15 protein-coding genes are annotated in these 16,717 nt (G+C 74.7%); 5 read left to right on the forward strand and 10 right to left on the reverse strand.

The features are described 5' to 3' along the window. Positions 1–3: 3 nt before the first annotated feature. The gene (locus T328_RS25345) at positions 4–1,320 is read right to left on the reverse strand and encodes a DMT family transporter (RefSeq protein WP_496498466.1); all 1,317 of its coding nucleotides are present in this window, start codon (positions 1,318–1,320) and stop codon (positions 4–6) included. Between the two features lie 73 nt (positions 1,321–1,393). On the opposite strand from T328_RS25345, the gene T328_RS25350 reads away from it, so the two are divergent. Together T328_RS25350 and T328_RS25355 are read left to right on the forward strand one after the other, a co-directional pair. Continuing rightward, the gene (locus T328_RS25350) at positions 1,394–2,392 is read left to right on the forward strand and encodes a LysR family transcriptional regulator (protein WP_496498467.1); all 999 of its coding nucleotides are present in this window, start codon (positions 1,394–1,396) and stop codon (positions 2,390–2,392) included. A gap of 64 nt (positions 2,393–2,456) precedes the next feature. Next, positions 2,457–3,014, forward strand: a complete 558-nt coding sequence (locus tag T328_RS25355; protein WP_496498468.1) for a GNAT family N-acetyltransferase — start codon at positions 2,457–2,459, stop codon at positions 3,012–3,014. 78 nt (positions 3,015–3,092) lie between these two features. On the opposite strand, the gene T328_RS25360 is transcribed toward T328_RS25355, so the two are convergent. The 3 genes from T328_RS25360 to T328_RS25370 all read right to left on the reverse strand — a co-directional run bounded on the left by T328_RS25360 (position 3,093) and on the right by T328_RS25370 (position 6,024). After that, positions 3,093–3,764 carry an HAD family hydrolase gene (locus T328_RS25360; RefSeq protein ID WP_496498469.1) on the reverse strand — a complete coding sequence of 224 codons (672 nt, stop codon included), beginning with the start codon at positions 3,762–3,764 and terminating at the stop codon, positions 3,093–3,095. Positions 3,765–3,829: 65 nt separating this feature from the next. Beyond that, a complete protein-coding gene (locus tag T328_RS25365) occupies positions 3,830–4,588 on the reverse strand; it encodes a response regulator transcription factor (protein ID WP_496498470.1) in 759 nt (252 codons plus the stop codon). Continuing rightward, positions 4,585–6,024, reverse strand: coding sequence for a sensor histidine kinase (locus tag T328_RS25370; RefSeq protein WP_496498471.1), 1,440 nt, complete (start codon positions 6,022–6,024; stop codon positions 4,585–4,587). The genes T328_RS25365 and T328_RS25370 overlap by 4 nt, the downstream gene beginning before the upstream one ends. 143 nt (positions 6,025–6,167) lie before the next feature. Between T328_RS25370 and T328_RS25375 the strand changes: the two genes are divergently transcribed. The 3 genes from T328_RS25375 (at position 6,168) to T328_RS25385 (ending at position 9,776) form a co-directional block, all read left to right on the forward strand. Next, positions 6,168–7,109 carry an ABC transporter ATP-binding protein gene (locus T328_RS25375; protein ID WP_496498472.1) on the forward strand — a complete coding sequence of 314 codons (942 nt, stop codon included), beginning with the start codon at positions 6,168–6,170 and terminating at the stop codon, positions 7,107–7,109. A 107-nt stretch (positions 7,110–7,216) separates the two neighbouring features. After that, the gene (locus T328_RS25380; protein WP_496498473.1) at positions 7,217–8,878 is read left to right on the forward strand and encodes a DUF1349 domain-containing protein; all 1,662 of its coding nucleotides are present in this window, start codon (positions 7,217–7,219) and stop codon (positions 8,876–8,878) included. 94 nt (positions 8,879–8,972) lie between these two features. Beyond that, positions 8,973–9,776, forward strand: a complete 804-nt coding sequence (locus T328_RS25385; protein ID WP_496498502.1) for an ABC transporter permease — start codon at positions 8,973–8,975, stop codon at positions 9,774–9,776. 427 nt (positions 9,777–10,203) lie between these two features. Here T328_RS25385 and T328_RS25390 read toward each other — a convergent pair whose 3' ends face one another. The 6 genes from T328_RS25390 to T328_RS25415 form a co-directional block, all read right to left on the reverse strand. After that, positions 10,204–11,895 (reverse strand): aminotransferase-like domain-containing protein, encoded by a 1,692-nt coding sequence (locus T328_RS25390; RefSeq protein ID WP_496498503.1) that lies wholly within the window; start codon positions 11,893–11,895, stop codon positions 10,204–10,206. A gap of 245 nt (positions 11,896–12,140) precedes the next feature. Further along, positions 12,141–12,917, reverse strand: a complete 777-nt coding sequence (locus tag T328_RS25395) for a B3/B4 domain-containing protein (protein WP_496498504.1) — start codon at positions 12,915–12,917, stop codon at positions 12,141–12,143. Positions 12,918–12,919: 2 nt separating this feature from the next. Continuing rightward, complete coding sequence (locus T328_RS25400; protein WP_496498474.1) at positions 12,920–13,534, reverse strand: LysE family translocator; 615 nt, start codon at positions 13,532–13,534, stop codon at positions 12,920–12,922. 348 nt (positions 13,535–13,882) lie between these two features. Next, positions 13,883–15,484 carry an MFS transporter gene (locus tag T328_RS25405; protein ID WP_496498475.1) on the reverse strand — a complete coding sequence of 534 codons (1,602 nt, stop codon included), beginning with the start codon at positions 15,482–15,484 and terminating at the stop codon, positions 13,883–13,885. Positions 15,485–15,678: 194 nt separating this feature from the next. Next, positions 15,679–16,074 (reverse strand): hypothetical protein, encoded by a 396-nt coding sequence (locus tag T328_RS25410; protein WP_496498476.1) that lies wholly within the window; start codon positions 16,072–16,074, stop codon positions 15,679–15,681. A 192-nt stretch (positions 16,075–16,266) separates the two neighbouring features. Beyond that, positions 16,267–16,662 carry a winged helix-turn-helix transcriptional regulator gene (locus T328_RS25415; protein WP_496498477.1) on the reverse strand — a complete coding sequence of 132 codons (396 nt, stop codon included), beginning with the start codon at positions 16,660–16,662 and terminating at the stop codon, positions 16,267–16,269. Between the last annotated feature and the right edge of the window lie 55 nt (positions 16,663–16,717).

The raw sequence follows: 16,717 nt of genomic DNA on the forward strand, positions 1-16,717 counted from the left end.
AGCCTAGCCGCGGGCCGCGGGGCGGTGCGCGGGAGTTTCGGCGCCGCGGTTGCCGCGGCTGCGGCTGCCGCCGACGCGGGTGGCGTACCAGACGGTGGCGATCACCAGCGCGCAGCCGGCGTACTGCGTCGCCGTGGGCCGTTCGCCGAGGAACGCGACGGCGGTGGCGATGGCCAGCACCGGCTGCAGCAGGAGCAGCGCCGCCCCGGTGGCCGGGGCGAGCCGAGGCAGAGCGGGGGTGATGAGGAGCAGGGCGAGGACCTGGCCGAGTGCGGCCAACGCCGCCAGCCAGCCGACGGCGGCTGGCTCGGGTGTGGCGTCGATGCCGGTCCACAGCGCGCCGAGGACGCCGGAGGCGATGCCGGCGGAGAAGGTCGCGGTGCACACGGGCACGGCGATGTGCCCGCGGGGACGGGTCGGAGCGGGAGAGGCCGGGGTCGGGGTCGGGGCCGGGACTGGAGCGGGGTGGGAGGCGGCTGGAGCGGGAGAGGTGGGTGAGGGCGAGGAGGGAGAGGGCGAGGAGGCGGAGGCGGGCGAACGGGCGGAGGTGGAGGGCGGATCGGAGGCGGAGGCGGAGAGGGAGGTGGAGGTGGGGTGGGGGGAAGGGGGGTGGGGGGCCCGGGGGTGCGGGTCGCGGACGCGGTGGGGGCGGGTGCCGCCGAGGCGGGTGAGGAAGAGATAGCCGGCGAAGGCGACGCCGGCGGCCGTGCCGTAGAGGATGCCGGTCACGGGGCTGCTGCCCGGTTCCGGGTCGCCGATCGCGCCGCCCGCGAGCGCCACCCCGGCGAGCAGTACCGGGGCGGTCAGCCAGAAGCCGCGGGGCAGAGGCGTACGGGTCAGCAGCCGCGCCAGCAACGGGAAGACGACCACCTGGATGTTGAGCAGCACGGTGGCGATGGAGGCGCCCACGTCCCGGATGCTGGCCGCCCAGAAGACGAAGTCGACGCCGAGCAGCAGCCCGGCCGCCAGGTCCGTGAGCACCGGCCGCCGGGCCCGCGGCCCGAGACGGCGGAGTTCGACGGCCGCGAGGGGGACGAGCAGCAGGAGTGCCAGTGCGCAGCGCAGGAAGGCGGCGGTGCCGGCGTTCACGTCGGAGAGCTTCACGAAAATGGCCGACAGCGAGATGCAGGCCGAGCCGCCGATGACCATCGCGACCGGGCCGGCCAGCCGGTTCAGGAGCCTTTCGCCGCCGGGGGCGGCGGACGGGACGGTCGCGGCGGACGCGGTGCGTTCGGGCTGGCCGGTCGTATCGCCCGGAGGGCCCGCCGTCGCGCCTATGCCGCTTCGCTCGCCGCCCTGGCCGTCCCCTTCGACTCGCATGCTCCTCACTCTGCCTGCCCACTCTCCCAAGAAAAAGCGATGATTCGTTAGTCGAAAGCGTTAGCATCGCTTGGTGTTCAGTTTGGAGCGCCTCCGCGCCCTCGACGCCGTCGCCGTCCACGGCACCATCGCCCGCGCCGCCGAGTCGCTGCACGTCACCGCCTCCGGCGTCTCGCAGCAGCTCGCCAAGCTGGAACGCGAGTCCGGGCACCGGCTGCTGGAGCCGCACGGGCGCAGCGTCCGCCTCACCCATGCCGGCAAGGTGCTCGCCGCGCACGCGGCTCGCGTCTGCGCCCAGGTCGCCGAGGCCGAGGCGGACCTCGCCGACCTGCAGGACGAGATCCTCGGCCCGCTGCGTCTCGGCGGCGTCGGCAGTTCGCTGCGTGCGCTGCTGCCCGAGGTGCTGACCACCCTCACCGCCTCGCATCCGCGGCTGGCCCCCACCGTCGTCGACGGCGAGGTCGTCGAGCTGGTCCCGGGTCTGGTCGGCGGGGAGCTGGATCTGTTGCTGATCGAGAGCTGGAGCAGCCGGCCCATCCGGCTGCCGCAGGGGCTGGCGGTGCGGACCCTGGTGGTGGAGGACGTTCAGTTGGCGGTGCCGGATGCTCATCCGCTGGCCGGCCGCGAGCGCGTCGGCCTCGCCGAGCTGGGCGGTCTCGCCGGGTCGGCCGGGTCGGCCGGGTCGGTCGGCTCGGACAGGGCGGCGGTGTGGGCGAGTTGTCCGGTCGGCACCGAGCCTTACGAGGGGCTGACGCAGGCGCTGCGCGAGGTGGGTCTGGAGCCGGAGGTGCGGTATCAGGTGACGGAGTACGCCACGCAGTTGGCGCTCGTGCGGGGCGGGTTGTGCGTGTCGCTCGTACCGGAGATGGCGCAGCGGCCGTGTCCGCCGGGGGTGCGGTTCGTGCCGGTGCGGCCGGTGGTGCGGCGTACGGTGCAGGCGGCGTGGCGGTCCCGGGCGGAGAGCCCGGCGGTGCGGGCGTGCGTGGCGGCGCTGGCGGATGCGGCGCGGGCGGCGCATACGGGGCACACGGCGCATACGGCGCATACGGGGCACGCGGCGGCGGGGAGGTGACCTGCGGGGTTCGTCCGGGGTCGTGCGAGGATCACGGTGTCGAGCGCTGCCAGTGGAGGACCGGATGTTCGCGATATCCCTGGGTGACGAAGGTGCCGAGCTGCGGCCGCTGGAGCCGTGGCAGGCCAAGGAGTTCCTCGCCCACATCGACCGCGGCCGCGACTTCATCGGCCGCCACATCGGCCTCCCCGACGCCGCCGCCGACCTCGACTCCGCCCGCGCCTGGCTCCAGTCGTACGCCGACAAGGCCGCCTCCGACACCGGCCGCCTCTACGGCATCTGGCTCGACGGCCTCCTCGTCGGCGGCGTCCTCTTCCGTGTCTTCGACGCGCAGCAGCGCACGTGCGAGGCCGGCTGCTGGCTGGAGCCCGCGGCGGCGGGCCGGGGGCTGGTCACGCGCGCGGTGCGCGTGATCATCGACTGGGCGGTGCGCGAGCGCGGTATGGAGCGCGTCGAGTGGTACGTGTCCGCCGAGAACACCCCGAGCATCAAGGTCGCTCAGCGCCTCGGCATGAGCCGCGACGGCGTGCTGCGCGCGCATCATCCCTACCGGGGGGTGCGGCAGGACATCGAGGTGTGGTCGGTGCTGGGGTCCGAGTGGCTCAGGGGCCGCGAGGCGTAGCCGCGTTCCGGCCGGTACGAGCCGCTGGTACGAGCCGTCGGTACGAGCCGCTCGCCCGTCCTCCGCCCGCGTGCGCCGTCAGTCGGCCGTGCCGGCGGCTTCCAGCAGCACCGGCAGCTTGCGCATGTCGTCGAACAGGACGGTGTCCGGCCCCGCCAGCCACTCGGCCGGTGACAGCCCACCGGTGAAGCCGTACGCGCGCATGCCGGCGGCGCGCGCCGCCTGCACGCCGTAGCGGCTGTCCTCCACCACCGCGCACGCCTCCGGCGCGTAGCCCGTCTCGCGCGCCGCGTGGAGGAAGAGGTCGGGGGCGGGTTTGCCGCGGCCGTCGACGTCGGCGGCGGAGTAGATGCGTCCGGCGAAGCGGTCGTACAGCCCGGTGCGGCCGAGGGTGCGGCGCATCCGTTCGTGCCCGCCGCTGGACGCGACGCACGTGGGCAGGCCGGCGGCGGCGATGGCGTCGAGGGCTTCGACGACGCCGGGTACGGCTTCGAGGCGGTCGAGGCCGGCGATGAACTCCTCGTAGTAGCGGGTTTGCCAGGTCTCGTCCGTGCCCGGGCCGAGGCGTTCGACGACCATGGCGCCGACGGATTTCTGGGACTTGCCCATGAACAGTTCGACGGCGTCGGTTTCGGTGAGCGGCCAGCCGAGTTCCGCCCCGACGGTGACCTGCGCGGCGGCGGCGATGCGCTCGGAGTCGACGAGGACTCCGTCGCAGTCGAATATCACGAGTTCGATGGCTCGGGGCATGGTCACGAGGCTAACCGAGCGGTCGCCCGGCGGGGGGAGAGGGCCTGGGGCCTGGGGCCTGGGCGTCAGCGGGTGCCGGGGACGACGAGGCCCGTTTCGTACGCCATGACCACGGCCTGCGTACGGTCCCGCAGCCCGAGCTTGGCGAGCAGCCTGCTGACGTGCGTTTTCACCGTCTCCTCGCTGACGTGGAGGCGCGCCGCCAACTCGGGGTTGGACAGGCCCTCGGCGAGGAGCCGCAGCACCTCCGTCTCGCGCGGCGTCAGCGCCGCGAGCGGCGCGGCGGCCCCGCTCCGCCCCGGCCGCGCCGCGCGCAGCCGCGCGAACTCGGCGATGAGCCGCCGCGTGACCGCCGGCGCGAGCAGCGCCTCGCCGGCCGCGACGACGCGCACGGCGTCGAAGAGCTGCTCCGCGGTGACGTCCTTGAGCAGGAAGCCGCTGGCGCCGGCGGCGAGGGCGTCGTAGACGTACTCGTCGAGGTCGAAGGTGGTGAGGATCAGCACCCGGGGGTGCGGGGCGCCGGCGGCGGTGAGCCGGGCGGTGGCCTCGATGCCGTCGACGCCGGGCATGCGGACGTCCATGAGGACGACGTCGGGCCGCCGTTCGCGGCAGACGCGGACGGCTTCGGCGCCGTCGCGGGCGGTGCCGACGACGTCGAAGTCGGGCCGGGTGGCGAGGAGTCCGGCGAAGCCGGCGCGTACGACTTCGTGGTCGTCGGCGACGACGACGCGGACGGCGCTGTCGCGGACGGCGCTGTCGGGCGCTGCGCTGTCGTGCGCGGAGGCGTTGCGTACGGAGGCGGGGTCCGCCGGGCCGGTGGTCATGCCGCGGTTCCCGTCGCACTCGCGTCCGTGGTCGCGGGGGTCTGCGTGGGGAGGGTCGCCTCCAGCAGGAAGCCGCCGCCCGCGGCCGGGCCGCTGCGCAGCCTGCCGCCGACGGCCGCCGCGCGTTCGCGCATGCCGGGCAGCCCGTGCCCGCCGGCGCCGGACCTGACGAGGGCCGCGGGCCCCGGGCCGTTGTCGCGGACGCGCAGGAGGAGGGCGGTGTCGGCGTAGTGCAGTTCGACGTCGACGGCGGCGCCGGGGGCGTGTCGGCGGGCGTTGGTGAGGGCTTCCTGCACGATGCGGTACGCGGTGAGCTCGATGCCGGTGCCGAGGGGGCGTACGGAGCCGCTGACGATGAGGCGTACGGCGGAGCCGGCGGCGTCGCGGGCGCCGTCGAGGAGTTCGTTGAGCTGGGCGAGTCCGGGCGGGGGGCGGCGTTCCGCGGGGGCGGCGCCGGCGTCTTCGCGCAGTACGCCGAGGAGGCGGCGCATCTCGGTGAGGGCGGTGCGGGCGGTGTCGCCGATGTCGCGGAGGCGGCGGGCGCCTTCGTCGGGGAGTCCGGGGGTGGTGAGGCGGGCGGTTTCGGCTTGTACGGAGATCATCGAGATGTGGTGGGCGACGACGTCGTGGAGTTCGCGGGCGATGCGGGCGCGTTCGCCGCGGGCGGCGTGTTCGTAGAGGGTGTGGGCGATGGCGCGTTCGGTGGTGCTGTGGGTGGCGGCGGCGCTGCGGGCGCGGTGGGCGAGGCCGGTGGCGGTGGCGGCGGCGAGGAGTACGGCGGCGGCGGCGGCCAGGAGCCGGCCGGCGTCGTCGAGCCGGCCGCCGGCGGTGGTGCCGGGGTCGCCGACGGCGTAGCCGGCGAGCGGCAGCACGAGCAGCACGGCGAGGGCGCGTCCCCGGCGGGAGCCGTGGCGGGTGAGGCGGTGCAGGAGCAGCGCCTGGGCGGCGACACCGGCGGCGACGGGGGCGCCGAGGAGGGCGAGGAGCGGGGTGTTTGCGGCGGTGGCGAGGACGGCGGCGGGGGTGGGGTGGGTGCGTAGCAGCGCGACGGGGGCGGTGGCGCCGAAGGCGAGCAGGAGGGCGGCGGTGAGGCGGTCGCCGGCGCCGGCGCGCAGGACGGTGTCGACGGCGGCGAGAAGCGCGAGGAGCGCGGCGGCGGCGACGGGGCCGTCGGGGGAGGCGGCGAGGCGGCGGAGGCGGGTGGCCGTTGTGTACGGGCCAGGCGGGTGGTCGGTCTCCGCGTCGTGGGTGTCGTGCGTGTCGTGGGCGTCGTGCGGAGCGTGGGCGTCGTGCGTGTCATGCGGGGCGCGGGTGTCGTACGAGCCGTGGGTGTCTTCCCCGGTCGTACCGACCGCGCTCTCCGGGCCGTACGGACCGTCGGCCGCCCCGTCCCCCCGTGACCGCCGTGCCCGCCGCGCCCTCCGTGCTCCCGTCACGCCGCCATTCTCCCCGCGCCCGCCCCTCCCAGCGTCCCTCCCGCTCCGGACAACCGCCTCCCCCATACGAGCTACTCCGCCGCCCCCAGGACTCCTCCCCCGCGTGACGACCCGCCCGCCGCCCGCTTCGTAGCCTCCTCACCATGGCAGCGTCAGAAGCAACCATCGAGGTCCGGGAGCTGCGCAAGCGCTTCGGGCCGGTCGCCGCCGTGGACGGGCTGTCGTTCACGGTCGTCCCGGGACAGGTCACCGGGTTCGTCGGCCCCAACGGGGCCGGCAAGTCCACCACCATGCGGATCGTCCTGGGCCTCGACGCCCCCGACGCGGGCAGCGCGCTGGTCGGTGGCCTCCCGTACGCCGCGCTGCGCCGCCCGCTGCAGCACGTGGGCGCCGCGCTGGACGCGGCGGCCGTGCACCCCAGCCGGCGCGGGCGCGACCACTTGCTGTGGCTGGCGCACTCGCACGGCCTGCCGGCCCGCCGCGTCGACGAGTTGCTGGAGCAGGTGGGCCTCGGCGCGGCGGGGCGCCGGCGGGCCGGCGGCTACTCGCTCGGGATGCGCCAGCGCCTCGGCATCGCCGCCGCACTCCTCGGCGACCCGCCGGTGCTGCTCTTCGACGAACCGGTCAACGGCCTGGACCCGGAGGGCATCCGCTGGATCCGCGGCTTTCTGCGCCGGCTGGCGGCGGAGGGGCGGGCGGTGCTCGTCTCCAGCCATCTGATGAGCGAGCTGGAGGACACCGCGGACCACCTGGTGGTCATCGGCCGCGGCCGGCTCGTCGCCGACACGTCGGTGGCCGAGCTGCTGTCCGCCGCCTCCGAAAGCCGGGTCGCGCTGCACACGGCGGCGCGGGAGCGGGCGATGACGGTGCTGTCGGCGGCGGGGGCGACGGTGGCGGCGACGGGCCGGGAGTCGCTGACGGTCTCGGGGCTGCCGGCGGAGCGGGTGGCGGAGCTGCTGGGTGCGGGGGCGGTGCCGTTCTCGGGGCTGGCGGCGCACCGGGCGTCGCTGGAGGAGGCGTACATGGAGCTGACGCGGGGCGAGGCGGAGTTCGCCGCCGCGCCGGAGGGGGAGGGCGCGCGATGAGTGCGGGTGCGGGTGCGGGTGCTGGGCCCGGGGCCGGGGCCGGTGCTGGGGCGGATGGCGCGGGGGTGGATGGCGCGGGGGTGGCGGTGCGTACGGAGAGCGGGGGCGTGGCCCCGTACCGTTCGAAGCTGCCGCCCGGGCGCGCCGGGTTCCGGCAGTTGCTGCGCGCCGAGTTCACGAAGCTGCGCAGCGTCGACCGGTGGCTGCTGACGCTGCTGGCGGGCGTGGTGGTGACGGTGCTGGTGTCGCTGGTGTCGGCGGGTGGCGGCGACGTGGTCACGTCCGACGACGGGGGCGGCGGTTCCGGTACGCAGGCGGGGGCTGGGGCCGGGGCGGCGGAGCGGGTGGCGGACTCGTTCCGCTTCGTGCACCGGCCGCTGGCGGGGGACGGCAGCGTCACGGCGCGCGTGACGGAGCTGACGACGGGCGAGGGCACGGACGCGCCGTGGGCGAAGGCCGGCGTGATCGTGAAGGCGGGCACCGAGCCGGGGAGTCCATACGTGGCGCTGATGCGCACGGACGAGCACGGGGTGCGGCTGCAGTACGGGTTCGAGCACGACGTCGCCGGCGGCGACGTGGCCGGCGACGCGGCCGGTGACGCTCCGGTGTGGCTGCGGCTGACGCGCGAGGGCGATCGGCTGACCGGCTACGTGTCCGTCAATGGGGGTACCCCCGCCAATGAGGGCGTAGCCGGCGGGGGAGGCGAACGCTGGGACGAGGTCGGCAGCGTGCCGGCGGCCGGGCTGCCCGAGACGGCGCGGGCGGGGCTGTTCGTGGCGGCGCCGGAGACGGTGCGGGTGGAGCGGTCGTTCGGGTCGGTGAGCATCGGGGCGGAGTCGAGCGAGGCGACGGGGGTTTTCGACAACGTACGACTCGAAGGCGGTGGGTCCGGGGGGTCCGGCGGTGGTGGCGACGGGGACGGGGCCAGGGACGGCGACGGGGACGGGAGCGGTGATGGCGACGGGGACGGCGCGGCGGCGTGGCGGGACGAGGCCGTGGGGCCGACGTCCGGCCCGGCGGCGGCGAACGGCCCCGCCGGCGGCACCGAACGCGCCGGCGGCACGTTCACCGTCACCGGCTCCGGCGACATCGGCCCGCTCCCGCCCGCGGCCGATCTGACGTGGATGAGCCTGGCGGGGGCGCAGGTCGGGCTGATCGCGTTCGCGGCGCTGGGCGTGCTGTTCATCACCGCCGAGTACAAGCGCGGGATGATCCGTACGACGTTCACGGCCGGCCCGCGGCGCGGGCGGGTGCTGGCGGCGAAGGGCGCGGTGCTGGCGGTGGTGGCGTTCGCGGCGGGACTGGCGGGCGCGGTGGTGGCGTTCCTGGTGGGGCAGCGGGCGCTGCGGTCGGGCGGGCACCGGCCGCCGCAGTTCCCGGAGGTGTCGCTGTCCGACGGGGCGGCGCTGCGGGCGGTGGTGGGGACGGGGCTGCTGCTGGCGCTGGTGGCGCTGTTCGCGCTGGGGCTGGGGGCGCTGGTGCGGCACACGGCGGCTGCGGTGACGATCGTGGTGGTGCTGTTCGTGCTGCCGCTGGTGCTGGGCGGGGGGCTGCCGTTGGGGGCGGTGGAGTGGCTGTTCCGGGTGACGCCGGTGGCGGGTTTCGGGGTGCAGAGCACGACGCCGCGGTACGAGCAGGTGGCGACGGTGTGCCTGCCGGAGGACGGGTGCATGCCGCAGGGGCCGTGGGCAGGGCTCGGGGTGCTGGCGGCGTGGGCGGCGGTGGCGCTGGCGCTGGCGGCGTGGCGGCTGCGGCGGCGCGATGCGTGAGGGGCGGCGCGGGGTGGACGCATCGACGGGGCGTGCGGCAGGGCTGGCGGCAGGGGGTGCGTCGGGGCTTGCGGCGAAGCGCGGGGTGCGGGACGTGCCGGGCCGCGGGGTGCGTTTCGAGGGCGTACGGGCCGCGGGGCGCGCGGAGCGGGCGGAGTGGACCAAGCTGCGTACCGTACCCGGCACGTGGTGGCTCCTCCTCGCCGTCGCCGCCGTCACCGCGGCGGTCGGCGCGGGCGCGGTCAGCGGGCTTTCCACGGCGCACTGCCCGCCCGCCGGCTGCCGCGAGGACGTCGTGAAGACCAGCCTGACCGGCGTGTGGGCCGGGCAGGCGGCGGTCGCGGTGCTCGCGTCGCTGGCGGTCACGTCGGAGTACGGCACGGGCACGATCCGTACGACGCTGACCGCCGTGCCCGGCCGGCTGCGGGTGCTGGCCGCGAAGGCCGCGGTGGTGGGCACGGCGGTGCTGGTGGCGGGCGGGGCGGGGGCGTGGGGGGCGCTGCTCGCGGGGCGGGCGCTGGTGCCGGCGGGCTTCGCCTCGTACGACCTGGGGGCGGGGCCGGTGCTCCGGGCCGGCTTCGGGACGGCGCTGTACCTGGTGCTGGTGGCGCTGCTGGCGCTGGGCGTGGGCGCGGCGCTGCGCGACACGGCGGGTGCGGTCGCGGCGTGCCTGGGGGTGCTGTACGCGTCGCCGCTGGTGGCGGGGATGCTGTCGGATCCGGAGTGGGCGGAGCGGCTGCAGCGGTACGGGCCGGCGTCGGCGGGACTGGCGGTGCAGTCGACGGTGGACACGGGGGAGTTGCCGATCGGGCCGTGGGCGGGGCTGGGCGTGCTGGCGGCGTGGGCGGCGGCGGCGCTGGCGGTGGGTGGTGCGGTGCTGCGGCACCGGGACGCGTGAGGCGAAGGCCGGCGCGGGGCCGGGCCCGGCCGGTGCTGCGGATGCCCGCCGCGTGCGGTCGGGGCGCGGCCTGTGACGCCGGGGCGTGGAGGCCGGGTGTGTGAGGCCGGGTGTGTGAGGCCGGGACGGCGTGCGAAGCCGAGGCCCGGCGCGTGACGCTGGGGCGCGGCCCGTGATACCCCGGCGGGTTGCGCGGGTCCGAATCTGGACGCGCGAATCCGGACGCGCGAATCCGGACGCGCGAACCCGGCAGATGCACGGAGCCGGAACCGGATGCGCGTACCCGCGCGGGATGCGTCGAGCCCGGGCGGGGAGCGTGGCGCCGGAACCGGATGCGTGAATCCGCGCGGGGCGCGCCGAGTCCGCGCGGAAGGGCGTAGCACGCCGAGCGCGGCAGCCCGGTCTACGGCCCGCACCCCCGGCCAGGTCAGCCCCGCAGCGCCCGCCCCAGCAGCCTCACCCCCTCGGTCACCGCGTCGGGGTGGCTTGCCGCGTACCCGAGGACCAGGCCCGGCGGTCCCGGGCGGAGCCGGTGCCAGGACAGGGGCTGCACCTTCACCCCGCGGCTGAGCGCCGCCGCCGCCAACTCCGTATCGGTCACCCCCGCGAGCCCCGCCCCGTACGAACCGGCGCCACCCCCTCCGTCGAACATCACCGTCAGGTGCAGCCCCGCCGCCGCACCGTGCACCACCGCGCCCGGCAGGTGCGCCTCCACCGCCGCGATCATCGCGTCCCGCCGCCGCCGGTGCCGCCCCCGCAGCAGCCGCAGGTGCCGCTCCAGCTCTCCCGACTCCATCAGCCGCGCCAGCACGAGCTGCGGCAGCACCGCGTTGCCCAGGTCGGTGAACCGCTTGGCGTTCACCAGCGCGTCCCGGTACCCCGGCGGCGGCACCACCCACCCCACCCGCAGCGCCGGCGCCAGCAGTTTCGACACGCTGCCCATGTAACAGACCCGCTCCGCGAGCATCGCGCGCAGCGCGGGCACCGGCGGCCGGTCGTAGCGGTGCTCCGCGTCGTAGTCGTCTTCCAGTACGAGCCGGCCGCCGTCCTCCGCCCAGCGCAGCAGCTCGCGGCGGCGCTCGCCGCTGAGCACGGCGCCGGTCGGGAACTGGTGCGCCGGAGTGAGCAGCACCGCGCGCGCCCCGGTGGCGCGCAGCGCGTCGACACGTATGCCGTCGGCGTCGACCGGCACCGGGAGGATGTCCAGCCCGCCGTTCTCCAGATGCTGGCGCGTACCGAGCGAGCCGGGGTCCTCCAGCGCCACCGCCCCCACGCCGTCGGCGCGCAGAACGGGGTGCAGCAGAGTGAGCGCCTGGGCGGTGCCGGCGACGATGACGACATCGTCGGGGTCGGCGCGGATGCCGCGGTTGCGGGCGAGCCAGCCGGCGACGGCACGGCGCAGGGCGGGGGCGCCGTGCGGGTCGCCGTAGCCGAGGTCGGCGGCGGACAGCTCGGCGAGGACGGCGCGCTCGGCGCGGAGCCAGGCGGCGCGCGGGAACGCGGCGAGGTCGGGCGGCCCGGGGGTGAGGTCGATCCGGGCCGGGGCGGCGCGGAGGGCGTCGAAGGCCCCCGGCCCGGGAGCGGCGGGGAAGAACACGGCCGCGGACCCCGAAGCGACGGGGGAGAACGCGGCCTCGGGCTTCGAAGCGGCGGGCGAGGACAAGGTCCCGTGCCCCGCAGCGGCGGCGGGGGTCCCGGAGGACGTGGAGGACGCGGAGGGATGAGCCGAGCCCGCCGCCCCGGAACCCGCCCCAGCCCTCGACACCCCAGCCCCCGGCATGCCGGAACCCGCCGCCCTAGAACCCGCAACCCCGGAACCCGCAACCCCGGAACCCGCAACCCCGGAACCCGCCGCCCCGGCCCTCGACATACCGGAACCCGCCGCCCCGGAACCCGCCGCGCCCCCCGCCCCCACCGGCGCCGCGACCACCACCGTCCCCCCGCGCCGCCGCCCCTCGACGTGCCCGTCCTCCGTCAGCCGCCGATACGCCTCCGTGACCACCCCGCGCGACACCCGCAGCTCCGCCGCCAGCACCCGCGTCGGCGGCAACCGGCTGCCCACCGGCACCCGCCCGTCCGCAATCCCCTCCCGGAGCCGCCACGCCAGCCAGTCCGCCATCCCGCCCGCCGGCGCGTCCCCGACGTCGAGCTGCAGGAAATCCGACCCGTACGCTTTGGACCTCTCAGAGGTCGCTTCTTTCGCCCCGTTCATGGATCCATCGTGGCACGCGCCACTGACAACGCCCCCGAAGCCCGGCCGGCGCCCCCTCCGAAGCCCGGCCGGCGCCCCCTCCGAAGCCCGGCCGGCGCCCCCCGGAAGCCCGGCCGCGCCCCGCGGCCCGCACCGCTCCGGACACCGCCACCTCACTCCCCGAAGACGAACTCCGCCGCCGCCCCCGTCAGCACCGCGGCCTTCGGCGCCATCCCCCACAGCCGCTCCAACTCCCCCTCCACCACACCCGTCAGCTCCGCCACATCCACCGCGGCCGTCTCGTGCATGCCCTCCGCCACCACCAACACCCTGCGCGTCTCCGCGCCGACCGCCGAATATCCGCTCTGCCGGTTCGTCCAGCGCCGGGCGTGCGCGCGCCCCGCGGAGTCGGCGAAGGTCACCTCCCCCGCCGCCGGGTGCTCGGTCCCGCCGCCGAACGTCACGTACGTCTCGTCGCCGCCCGCGCGGCGCACCTGCAGCCACGGCTCCGCGATCCGGTCCACGTCCAGTACGGCCACGGGGATCGCGTACGCCATCGAGATCGCGTTGCACAGGTCCACCACCGGGTGGATCCGCGGCAGCGAACCCTCCCGCCGCAGCCGCCGCAGCAGCGACTCCGACGCGCACCGGTACTGCGTCGGCCGCAGCCCCAGCCGCGTGTACGTCCGCCGCCACGCCCGCACCTCGGGGAACTCCCCCTCCGTGCCCGCCGCCAGCCGCCGCCGCGCGATGTCCGTGTACGCCGCGATCCGCGCCTCCCACGCCTCACCCCCGCCGAAGCCGCCGCCCCCGCCGAAGCCGCCGAAGCCACCACCGCCGCCCTCGCCGAAGCCCCCACCCCCGGAGCCGCCGTCCACCGCCCCGTACACCGCCCCCGCCACCAGCTCCGGAAACTCCGCCCGCAGCTCCTCCGCATGCCCGAACCGCATCGTCACGCCACCGCCAGCTTCGCGCCCAGCCCCACGAACGACGCCGCGAACACCCGCCGGATCCCCGTCATCACCCGTGGCCGCCCCAGCACATGCCCCCGTACGGCCGCCGCGCACATCCCGTACGCGACGAACACCACGAACGTCAGCCCGGTGAACACCGCGCTCAGCCGCAGCATCGCGGCCACCGACCCCTCCTCGCCCGCCGGCACGAACTGCGGCAGGAACGCCACGAAGAACATCGTCAGCTTCGGGTTGAGCAGGTTCAGCAGCACGCCGGAGACGATCACCCGCCCCGCCGGCCGCGGCTCGGCCGCCGCACCGCCGTCCCCGACCACCAGGGCCTGCTTGTCCCGCAGCGTCGACCACGCCATGTACAGCAGGTACGCGACCCCCAGGTACTTGACCACCTCGAACGCCACGGCGCTGGCGTGCAGCAGCGCCGCGAGCCCGGTGACGGTCGCGACGGCGTGCGGGACGGTGCCGAGCGTGCAGGCGAACGCCGCCACCACACTCGCGCGCCGGCCGTGGGACAGCCCGGCGGCCAGGGTGTAGACGACGCCGGTCCCCGGCGTGACGACCACAACGAGTGTGGTCAAGAGAAAGGCGGTGTTCACGGACGGCCTCCGACGGTGGCGAGTCGCTGACGACGCTGGACACGCTGGACGCCGTCCACCCTCGCCCACCGATGGCCTGACCGGCAGGGCCAAAGAAGGAAGAGATCACCGGTCCATAAACAGTAACTACTAGCTCGTGTCTCGACGATCACGCCGCGCTCGGCGGGCCGACGGATCGCGCGGGCCCGTACGCGAGGCTGCCAGCTCTTGCCGACCTCTGCGTTCGTGGGCGCAGGTCTGTGCACCCTCCATGTGCTCGGTCCTGACCTACGTGCAGGACGTGAGCCCGGCCCCGGCCGCCCGTCTCCCTTGGGGTGATGAGTGGCCGGCCGGTGATGGACAGTCCGGTCAGGACGTTGCCGTCCCCACCGTCGGCGTCGGATTGCCTGCCTCTCCTGCTTCGCCTGCCTCCCCTTCGTGGTCCGCGTCTCCGCCGGAGTGCCCCATGTTCCGGAGCAGCACCGTGGCCGTGACGGCCAGTGCGAGCATGACCGGGACAGCTCCCATCGCGATCCAGGCGAGGCCCTGCGCGAAGGACTCCCTTGCCACGCCGATGAGTTGGGCCCCCGTCCCCATGGGTAGCCGGCCGGCGGCTTCGAGGGCTGCGGGCAAGTTGTCGGTGACCGTCTCGCGGGCGGAGGCGGGTACGCCGTCCGGCACCGAGTCGGTCATCCCGCTGTGGTACGCGACGTTCAGTACGCTGCCGAGGATCGCGACGCCGAGGGCACCGCCCAGTTCCTGGGTCGTCTCCCCCACCGCGGCTGCCGAGCCCGCCTGCTTGGGCGGCGCGGCGTCGACGATCATCCCGATACCGAGGGACGACACCGGCATCAGGCCGGCGAACAGCAGTGACGCCGCCGTGACGACGAGACCGATCCCGGAGTCCCCGTCCACCTGGGAGAGCACGGCGAAGCCGACGGCAGCAATCGTGAGACCGGCACCGAAGACGTATGCCTTGCCCACCTGGGCCGCCACGCCCTGGGCGACGAACATCGCGAGGGTTCCGCTGATGACCATCGGCAGGCTCCACACCGCCGATTCCAGCGGCTCCAGTCCCACCACCATCTGGATGTACTGGGCGATGAGGAACTGGCTGCCCAGCATGAACACCACGGTCAGGGTCAGTGTTCCGAGGGAGACGCTGAAACCGCGGTTCGCGAAGAGCTTCATGTCGAGCAGCGGGTCGGCGAGTCGACGCTGCCGTACGACGAAGAGGGCACCGATCACGAGGCCGAGCACCAGGGACAGCAGCGGCATCCAGGCGATGCCCTCCTTGGCGAACTCCTTCACGCCGAAGACGACCAGCAGGATGCCGGCCAGCGACATCGCGGCGCTGGTCAGGTCGAGTCGGCCGGCATCCGGGTTACGGATCTCCGGAAGCACCAGCGGGCCCGCCACCAGCAGGAACACCATGATCGGCACGGCCACGAGGAAGACCGAACCCCACCAGAAGGCCTCCAGCAGCACGCCGCCGACCAGCGGGCCGACGGCGCCGCCCAGCATGAAGCTCGTCATCCACACCGTGATGGCGAAGCTGCGCTGCTTGGCGTCCTGGAACATGGCGCTGATCAGGGACAGCGTCGACGGGCCCAGCGCGGCGCCGGCGAGGCCGAGGAGCGCGCGGGCCGCGATCAGCGTTTCCGCGGTGGGCGCGTAGGCGGCGAGCACCGAGGCGAGGCCGAAGGCGACGGCCCCGATCAGCAGCATCCGGCGGCGGCCGATGCGGTCGCCGAGAGTGCCCATGGTGATCATCGCGCCGGCGATGACGAAGCCGTAGACATCGGTGATCCACAGCAGTTCCGCTCCGGAAGGCTCCAGATCCTTACTCAGATTCGGCAGCGCCAGATGGAGCACGCTCATGTCCATGATCACGAGCATTGCGGGCAGTGCCAGCGATGCCAGCCCGATCCACTCACGCACTCCGGCGCGTGGGGCAGTTTCCGTATCCACCGAAATCTCCTTTCCGGGCCGCCCAGCCCGACGGACTTACCTTATGTTCTGAGCTTTCGATTGGTAAGGGCTTACCCATTAGTTAGCCCAGGACCAGTTCGATAGTTCGCAGGTAAAGTCGTTGGTTCGGGATTGAGTTCGAGGAATCCGTCAGTGCCGGAGAGCGCCGGAGGAGTGGAACATGCCTGGCGCCCTCAGTCGTTGACCAGGCTCTGGAAGAGGAAGAAGCGGTTGTCGCCGATGCCCGCCGCACGAGGCATGCCGCCGACCAAGGAGAGCGCCTCCTGGCGTACGGAACCCTCGATGAAGCCGATGTGCGCCTCCTCGGAGGCCCATTCGGCGTAGTTGAGGGCACTCGTGCCGTCCACACTGATGTGGAAGTGCGCCGAGATACCGCCGGGGTGGTCCCGCTCGGCCACGGTGGACATGTCGACGGAGTCGACGACCTGGTCCACCCACTGACGGGCCGCCTCGTGCCCGTCGACCCGCAGACTGGCGAAGACGAAACAGCCGGGAACGCGCGGCTCTTCGGAGGCACCGCTGCGGTACAGCCGGTAGTGAACGGGGCCCACGACTTCCACGCCGGCCATGTCGTCCACGGGCGCGGTACGGGAGAGACCGCCCTGCTCCAGGGAGCGGGCCGACGCGTCACCGGTTGCCCACTGCTCGTACGTCAGGACGTCCGACCCGTCGGTAGAGCCCGGCTACGCCCGCCCCGCCTGGCGGCGGGCCCGGTGGCCGGAGAATGTCAAATCCAGGTCAGGCGACGGCGAACGGCGGGGTCACTTCTCCTCGTCGTGACGCTCGCGCGCGGCGACGATCTCTCCGATCCGATGTGTGATCCACTCGACCAGACTGCCCAGCGTCGTCGCCAGTTCCCGCCCTATGGGGGTGAGCGAGTAGGTCACCTGGGGTGGCGTCGTGGATTCGACTTCTCGGGCGATCAGGCCGTCCCGCACGAATATGCGTAGATTCTGGGACAGCATCTTCTCGCTGATGCCGCCGATCCTGTCCCGCAGCACGTAGAAGCGCATCGGTCCCTCCTGCAACGAGGCCAGAATCAGCACTCCCCAGCGGCTGCTGACGTGATTCAGCACCGTGCGGGCCGGACAGTCGGCCGTGAATGCGTCGGTCATCGCGATGGCTTTGTCTTCCTTGACCTCAGATCCTACGTCCACGCCTGCAGCTTACCGCAAGGTATGCCCTTACGAAAGGAAAGCCCAGCCTCTACGG

This window comes from Streptomyces sp. CNX435 (assembly GCF_059570575.1).